At 70.6% G+C, this 7,802-nt stretch carries 7 protein-coding genes; 3 read left to right on the top strand and 4 right to left on the bottom strand.

All coding sequences use genetic code 11. From position 1 onward, the window contains the following. Nucleotides 1–175: 175 nt before the first annotated feature. Nucleotides 176–1,621 (bottom strand): exodeoxyribonuclease VII large subunit, encoded by a 1,446-nt coding sequence (gene xseA / locus QNJ67_23435; GenBank protein MDJ0611945.1) that lies wholly within the window; start codon nucleotides 1,619–1,621, stop codon nucleotides 176–178. Between the two features lie 64 nt (nucleotides 1,622–1,685). Between xseA and purD the strand changes: the two genes are divergently transcribed. Beyond that, nucleotides 1,686–2,960 (top strand): phosphoribosylamine--glycine ligase, encoded by a 1,275-nt coding sequence (gene purD, locus QNJ67_23430; protein MDJ0611944.1) that lies wholly within the window; start codon nucleotides 1,686–1,688, stop codon nucleotides 2,958–2,960. Between the two features lie 184 nt (nucleotides 2,961–3,144). Here purD and QNJ67_23425 read toward each other — a convergent pair whose 3' ends face one another. Both QNJ67_23425 and QNJ67_23420 read right to left on the bottom strand, forming a co-directional pair. After that, nucleotides 3,145–3,816, bottom strand: a complete 672-nt coding sequence (locus QNJ67_23425; GenBank protein ID MDJ0611943.1) for a phenylalanine--tRNA ligase beta subunit-related protein — start codon at nucleotides 3,814–3,816, stop codon at nucleotides 3,145–3,147. Nucleotides 3,817–4,035: 219 nt separating this feature from the next. Beyond that, entirely contained in the window at nucleotides 4,036–4,647 is a 612-nt protein-coding gene (locus QNJ67_23420) for a hypothetical protein (GenBank protein MDJ0611942.1), read from the bottom strand. Between the two features lie 192 nt (nucleotides 4,648–4,839). Here QNJ67_23420 and QNJ67_23415 point away from each other — a divergent pair, with 192 nt between their 5' ends. Next, entirely contained in the window at nucleotides 4,840–6,249 is a 1,410-nt protein-coding gene (locus QNJ67_23415) for an amidase (protein ID MDJ0611941.1), read from the top strand. 25 nt (nucleotides 6,250–6,274) lie between these two features. Here QNJ67_23415 and QNJ67_23410 read toward each other — a convergent pair whose 3' ends face one another. Beyond that, nucleotides 6,275–6,976, bottom strand: coding sequence for a pentapeptide repeat-containing protein (locus tag QNJ67_23410; protein MDJ0611940.1), 702 nt, complete (start codon nucleotides 6,974–6,976; stop codon nucleotides 6,275–6,277). A gap of 212 nt (nucleotides 6,977–7,188) precedes the next feature. On the opposite strand from QNJ67_23410, the gene QNJ67_23405 reads away from it, so the two are divergent. Continuing rightward, nucleotides 7,189–7,802 (top strand): MFS transporter (locus QNJ67_23405; GenBank protein ID MDJ0611939.1); only part of this gene is annotated, 614 nt, incomplete at its 3' end.

Here is a 7,802-nt window from a genome sequence, read left to right as displayed (position 1 = left end):
TCGGGCGAGACCCGCACTTTTCGATCGCCGAGGCGGACCTCGGCGCCGGGCTCGGTGGTGCCGAAGACCAGCCCGCCTTGCTGGAACTGGCCCTCGAGCTCGATGCGCCCCGAGTCGAGTTGGGAGGCCCGGGCCGGGAGGGCGAGAAGCAGAACGAGAAGGAAGGTCCAGAGCTTCATAGAAGGGTCCCTTGCGTGCCGCCGTCCCCCTTCCTGGATTTGGCGGGCTGTTTCCTCTGCTCGGGCGCGGCGCCGCCGGCCTTGGCGGCCACCCTGCCGTCGTGGAACTCGATCTCCAGGTCCAGGCCCGGCTTGACCGCGCCGGCTGCGCCGAGCGGGCCCTCGGGCCCGTGAACCACCGCGTAGCCGCGCTTCAGTACGTTCTTATACGAGGTGCTCTCCAGCACCCGTTCCAGGGCCGCGACCTCCTGGCCGCGCGCCAGGAGCAGGCGCTGCCAGGCGCCGCTGAGGCGCTTGGCCGCGTCCAGGCGCGCCAAAGTCCGTTCGGCCTCGCCCAGCTGCTGGCGCGGATGGGGCAGGCGCGCCCAGGCCTCGGAAATGTCGCGTGATTTTCTTGCCAAATGGTTGTTGACCGCGATCAGCAGCCGCTCGGCCCGGTCGTCGAGGCGCTGCGCCTTCTCCTCCAGGAGGCGCTGCGGGTCGATCAGGCCGCGCCCCAGGCCCTCGACCCTGACCCGGCGTTCCTCGACCAGGCGACCGGCCCCGGCGACCATGCGGCGCGTCAGGTCGATCACGTCGGCCAGCAGCTCGGCGCGCACCGGCACCGCCATCTCGGCCGCCGCGGTCGGAGTCGGCGCCCGCCGGTCGGCGGCGTGGTCGATCAGCGTGGTGTCGGTCTCGTGGCCGACCGCCGAGATCAGCGGGATCTCGGACTCCGCCGCGGCGCGCACCACGGCCTCCTCGTTGAAGGCCCAGAGGTCCTCCAGCGAGCCGCCGCCGCGCGCCACGATCAGCAGGTCGGGCCGGGGCACCGGCGCCCCCGGCGTGAGCGCGTTGAAGCCGTGGATCGCCCGCGCGACCTGGGCGGCCGCGCCCTCGCCCTGGACCAGGACCGGCCAGACCAGGACGCGGCGCGGAAAACGGTCGGCCAGGCGGTGCAGGATGTCGCGGATCACCGCGCCGGTCGGCGAGGTGACCACGCCGATCACCTCGGGCAGGTAGGGCAGCGGGCGCTTGCGCTCGGCGGCGAAGAGGCCCTCGGCCGCCAGCTTGCGCCGGCGCTCCTCCAGCAGCTTGAGCAGCGCGCCCTCGCCGGCCAGCTCCATCGAGTCGACGACGAGCTGGTAGCGCGAGCGGGCCGGATAGGTGGTCAGGCGGCCCGAGGCGATGACCTCCAGACCGTCTTCCGGGCGGAGCGCGAGGCGCCCGGCCACGCCGCGCCAGCAGACCGCGTCGAGCACCGCGTTCTCGTCCTTCAGCGTCATGTAGAGGTGGCCCGAGCCGGCGCGCTTGAAACCGGAGATCTCGCCGCGCACGCGGACGTGGTCGAAGCGGCCCTCGACCACGCGCTTCAGCGCCTGGGACAGCTCGGAGACCGAGTACTCCGGCAGATTGCCTGCCGGATCCGGGGCCGCCGGTTCTGGTTGGGAAGGTTCGCTCATCGGCAGGCGCTATGCTACAAGAGCCGCCCTATGGGAGCTAGCAGGAAGGGCTAAGGGCAAAAGGATGCGCATTCTCCTGGTCGGCGGCGGCGGGCGCGAGCACGCCCTGGCCTGGTCCATCGCGGCCTCGCCGCTCTGCGACAAGCTCTACGCCGCCCCGGGCAATGCGGGCATCGCCCAGGACGCGGAGTGCGTGGCGATCGGCGCCGAGGACGTGGATGCGCTGGTCACCTTCGCCCGGGAGCGCGCGATCGACTTCGTCGTGGTCGGCCCCGAGGCGCCGCTGGTTGCGGGCCTGGTCGACCGCCTCCAGGAGGTCGGCATCAAGGCCTTCGGGCCGAACGCGGCGGCGGCCGAGCTCGAAGGCTCCAAGGGCTTCATGAAGGACCTGGCCGCCAAGTACGGCATTCCGACCGCCGACTACCGGCGCTTCACCGAGGCCGAGCCGGCCAAGGCCTATCTCCGAGAGCTGGGCGCGCCGGTGGTGGTCAAGGCAGACGGTCTGGCCGCCGGCAAGGGCGTCACCGTCGCCGCCGATCTCGCCGAGGCCGAAGCGGCGGTCGACGCGGCCTTGACCGAGGGCGCCTTCGGCGCGGCCGGCGCCGAGGTCGTGATCGAGGAATTCCTCGAGGGCGAGGAGGCCAGCTTCCACGCGCTGGTCGACGGCGAGACCGTGCTGCCGCTGGTCACCGCCCAGGACCACAAGCGGGTCGGCGACGGCGACACGGGACCGAATACCGGCGGCATGGGCGCCTACTCGCCGGCCCCGGTGCTGGACCAGGCGCGCCGGGACGAGGTCATCGCGCGGATCGTCGAGCCGACCGTCAAGGCCATGGCGGCCGAGGGCCGGCCGTTCCGCGGCGTGCTCTACGCCGGCCTCATGGTCACCCCCTCGGACGGGATCAAGCTCCTGGAATACAACGTCCGCTTCGGCGACCCGGAATGCCAGGTCGTGGTCATGCGCCTCATGTCGGACCTGCTGCCGGCGCTGATCGCGGCGGCCGACGGGCAGCTCGCCAGCTTCGACCTGCGCTGGTACGAGGAAGCCGCGCTCAGCGTGGTCATGGCGACCCGGGGCTATCCCGGCGCCTACGAAAAGGGGAGCGAGATCGGCGGCCTGCAAGCGCTCGACGACGACGACCTCATGGTGTTCCACGCCGGCACCAAAGAGGGACCCGAGGGCGCGATCCTCGCCAACGGCGGCCGGGTGCTGAACGTCACCGCGCTCGGGCCGACCATCGCCGAGGCCCAGGCCCGGGCCTACCGGGCGGTCGACGCGATCGACTGGCCCGAGGGCTTCTGCCGCCGCGACATCGGCTGGCGCGCGATCAAGCGTTAGAAGTTTGCCGATAACCTCCAAGCCCTTGACCACGGTCATCCTTCGATAAGGGGCGCAGCCCGGCGCTACGCGCGGATGAGGGTAAGTCCCTGAAACATATCGCCTTCACCCGCGCGTAGCGCGAGTGCTCCGCACTCTTGTCGAAGGGTGATGGTGCCGGCGATGCACTTGCATTTCAGCCTGACTAGCCGACCACCGCCCGCTCGAGGGCCTCGGCCGCGCAGTAGCTCTTCAGACAGTCCTGGGCGAAGTCGAGGGCGCCGTCGAGGGTGCCATCGGGCGACGCCTCGCCGAAGCCGAAGATCACCATGATGATCTCCGCCGCCTCGAGGGTCACCATGGAGCGCGTGCTGTCGCTGGTCGGACTGCCAAAGGGGCCGCCGCTGTCGGCCAGCAGCGGCAGGCCCTCGAGATTGATCGGGCCGCGGCCGATGGCCTCGTAGCTCTCGCCGGCCGCGCCGCGCCGGCAGACCAGCGGCGGCGCGAGGCGGGAGACGTCGTAGGCGCCGCACGACAGGCCGGTCGAGATCGAGACCAGGTTGTTGGTGTCGACCACGGTGTTGACCCGGGGCGTCGGCTTGTTCTGGGCGATGCGCCTGAGCAGCGCCTCCGCCGAGGGCCGGTAGCGGCTCGGGTCCTTGCCCAGGGCCTTGTAGGCCTGGCGCGTCGCCGCGACTTCCGGCACCTGGCCGGGCGGCGTCTCGGCGAGCTCGCCGCCGCGCCGCGCCGACTCCGCGGTCAGGGCCTCGATCAGGCCGTCGTCGCCCTCGGCCACGGTCACCCGGCACTGAATGACGCCCAGGCGCAGCGCGACGCCGGCCGCCGGCAGTTCCGCGGCGATGGCGATATCGAGCATGGCTCCCCCCTTAAGGCTTTCGCGATGGCTTACCAGAGGCGCCGAGGCGCGGGCAAGCCCGGCCGGGAAACGCCGAGGCGCGGCGCCATGCTCGCGCATCTCTCCTGCCGCGGACAAAGAAAATCCCCTCCCGAAGCGGGAGGGGGAGGTTGGCCTTGGAACTTGGCCGGGGGAGAGAGGTTTGAAGTCGGGCTCTTGGAGGAGGTGCTCTTCGCTGCTCTATTCGCTGACGCTGGGGCCGCGCATCCAGCTGCCGTCCGGCTGCAGGCAGGCTTCGCCGTAGGCGTCGACCACGTCGCCGTCGATCACGATCTTGGTCTGGTATTCCCGCGTCATGAGGCAGGTCCCGGGCCAGCCCTGATCGCCTTTTTCGATGGCGCCGGCGGTCTTGACCGGCGGAGCGCTCTCGACCTGTGCCGGCTCGAGAGCGTAGCCGCGGTACACCGGATCGCCGCGCAGATCCTTCTGCAGCCTGATCCGGTAGACGCTGTAGCGTGGCGATCGATAGATGCGCCCGTAGCTGTGCCGGTTGTGACGGTGCCGGAACCTATGGCCGTGGAGGTGCCTCCGAAGGTGACGGTGCCGGAAGTGGCGGTGGCCGAAGGATCTGCCGTGGCGATGATTGAAGTGGCGGTGGCCGAAGTGTCTGCTGGGCCGATGCCTGACGTGCCCGTGCTGTCGTAAGCCGTGCTTCTTGAACTTGAACTTGCCCGCGACCTGCGTGCCATGACGGCTGCGGTCGTCGCCGCCGTCCGCGAGCGCCGCGCGGGGCGCCATGACGGCGAAGCAGAGGACGATGGAGACGGCGAGTGCTCGGAAAGGCATGTTCATGTCACATCTCCTGGCGAGTCGCGAATTCATCGTGTTAACTGCTCCTCGAGACGTGGTACGCGGACCGCGCGCGCGCCATCCACGTTGCCGTGAGGTGCCAGCGACCAGTTTGGGCCAGTTCTCACGCAAAGGTGAAGGCGAAAAGACAAACCGGGAGGCGCCCGCGGTTCCGTCCCGCGGCGTGAGGCGGCCATGACCGATCTCGATCTCGCCTACATGACGGCGGCCGACCTGGTCCGGGCCTATCGGGCCGGGCGCCTCTCGCCGGTCGAGGCGGTCGGCAACAGCCTGGCGCGCAGCGAAGCCGTGAACCGCGCGCTCAACTGCTTCTGCTTCCTCTATCCGGAAGACGCCCTGGGCCAGGCGCGTACCGCCGAGGCCGCCTACCGTTCCGGCACGGCGCGGCCCTTGGAGGGCGTGCCGCTGGCCTTCAAGGACCTGACGCCGACCAAGGGCCGGCGGACGACGCTCGGCTCCTTCGTCTTCGAGCACTGGGTGCCCGACGCCGACGCCGCGATCGTCGAGAAGCTGACCGGGGCGGGCGCGATCGTGGTCGGCAAGACCACGACTCCGGAGTTCGCCCACGCCGGCTTCACCGAGTCGCCGCTCTGGGGCATAACGCGCAACCCCTGGGATCCGGCGCGGACGCCGGGCGGCTCGTCCGGAGGTTCCGGCGCGGCCGTCGCCGCCGGCTGCGTGCCCCTGGCCGAGGGCACGGACATGGGCGGCTCGGTGCGCATCCCCGCCTCGGACTGCGGCGTGGTCGGCCTGAAGCCGAGCCTGGGCCGCATTCCCTTGGACATCCTGCCCAGCCTGTTCGACAACATCTCCCACTTCGGGCCGCTCGCCCGCGGGGTCGAGGACGCGGCGCTGTTCCTCGCCGCCGCCCAGGGCCCGGACGAGCGGGACATCCAATCGCTGACGACGCCGCTCGATCTCGAAAAGCCGCTGGAAACGAACCTGGCGGGCCGCAAACTCGCGCTCTCGATCGACCTTGGCTTCTACGCCGTCGATCCGGAGATCGAGGCCAACACCCGCGCCGCGGCGGAGGCCCTGAGAGAGGCCGGCGCCGCCGTCGAGGAGGTGGCGCTCGACTGGAGCGCCGAGCTCGACCGCGCCTGGACTGACATGTGGGGCGTCTTCATGGCGGCCTACTTCGGTCAGCACCTCGAGAAGTGGCGCGACAGGATGGATCCGGCCTTGGTGCAGCTGATCGAGGCGGGGCGCGCCATGGCCGCGGTCGACTACAAGCGGATCGAGACCCTGCGCAGCCAGCAGTGGCGCGCGCTGGCGGAGATCCTGGTCGGCTACGACGCGCTGCTCGCGCCGACCATGGCGCAATCGCCCCCGCCGGTCGAGGACAAGGCCAGCGAGAAAGCCGGCACCGACGACCAGGGGCGGTTCACCGGCCGCTACATGACCGAGCCCTTCAACCTGGTCGGCCAGTGCCCGGTGATCTCGGTGCCCTCGGGCTTTACCGCAAAGGGTTTGCCGACCGGCGTCTCGATCTGTGGCCGCCGCTTCGACGACCGCGGCGTGCTGGAAATCGCGGCGGCTCTGGAGAAGGTGAGGCCCTGGGCAGGCCGTCGGCCGCCGCTCTGACCGGACGTCGCGCCTGCGTCGGCGCCTATTCGCTCTCTTCGTTTTCCGTGCAGGGCCAGTCCGCCGGCGCCTTGAGCCCTTCGGGCAGGCGCGTCGCCGCGTTGCCGCAGGCGATCTCCAACTGTTCCTGCGTCAGGCCGCGAACCGCCGAGAGGTCGGTGTCCTCGAAGCGCGCCATGAAGAGATAGGCGCCGGAAAGGTCCGCGCCTTCGAGCTGGGCGCCCTTGAACCTGACCCGGGCCAGGTCGGCGTAGTTCAGGCGCGCCTCGGAGAGGTCCGCCTCCTGCATGTCGGCCCGCTTCAGCTCCGCCTTGGTGAGGTCGGCTTGGGGCAGCTTGGCCTCGGCCAGCACGGCGCGCGGCAGCTCGATCTTGGTCATGGTCGCGCCGCTCAGGTCGGCGCCCCGGAAGTTGGTCCGGCCGCCCTGAACCTTGGTCAGGTCGGCCTCGCGCAGGCTGGCGCCGCGCAGCGAGGCCCGGCTCAGATTGGCCCGCACCAGGCTCGCGCCGTCGAGGCGCGTCCCGGACAGGTTGCTGAGACGCAGGTCGGTCCGGTCCAGGCGCGCGCCGCTCAGGTTCTGCCCGCTGAGGATGCGCTTCTCCCGGTCGCACTTGGACCAGTCGACCCCCGGGCGGGGCTTGTCGCCGCAGGCCGCCCCGGCGGCCGGCACCACGGCGAGGCCGGCGACGAGGGCGAGAAGAATGGTCGAAAGCGGTCGTGCCGTCATGTCCCGGAAGGCCCCGTTGAGTGCCGCGGATGGAAGCATACCATGAAATGGGGTTCCCCTTCGGGCTTTCCCAGGCTTCCCTCAGGGAATTGGAAAAGCGGCTTTCGCGCCCTGATCGCAGAATCGGGCCGGAACGGTTGACCCGGGGCGGCCGGCTGCCCGAAATGGAAATCAGACACCCGCCGCCCAGACTTGAGCAGGATTTCCCCTCTTTGCAGAGCCCCCCGGCGACCGCCCCATCCGACAAACGCCTCGACCCGCGCTACCTGATCGTGCTGGGGGCCTGCCTCACCCAGTTCACCATCATCGGCCTGCTGTTCTCCTACGGCCTGTTCTTCAAGGCGCTGGAGACCGACTACGGCTGGTCGCGCACCGTGCTCTCGAGCAGCACCTCGATCACCTTCCTCATGATGGGGATCCTGGCTTTCTTCGTCGGCCGGCTGGGCGACCGCTTCGGTCCGCGTCCGGTTCTCGCGGTGACCGGGGCCCTCTGCGGCGCGGGCTACGTTCTGCTCTCCCAGGTGACCCAGCCGTGGCACCTCTTCGCCGTCTTCGGCCTCTTGATCAGCACCGGCATGGCCGCGCACGACGTCGTCACGCTCTCGACCATCGCGCGGCAGTTCGACCGGCGCCGTGGCATGATGACCGGGGTGGTCAAGGTCGGCACGGCCCTGGGCCAGATCGCCGTGCCACCGGTTGCCGCCCTGCTGATCGCGCTCAGCGACTGGCGCACGGCGCTCGTGACCCTGGGCATCGGCGCCGTCGTGGTGCTGCAGGCCGCCGCCTGGCTGATGAAGGCGCCGCCGCCGCGGGCGCAAACCGTCGG

Source organism: Kiloniellales bacterium, assembly GCA_030064845.1.
In the GTDB taxonomy this organism is placed as follows: Bacteria; Pseudomonadota; Alphaproteobacteria; order Kiloniellales; family JAKSDN01; genus JASJEC01.
This window is presented reverse-complemented; position numbering and strand designations above follow the sequence as displayed.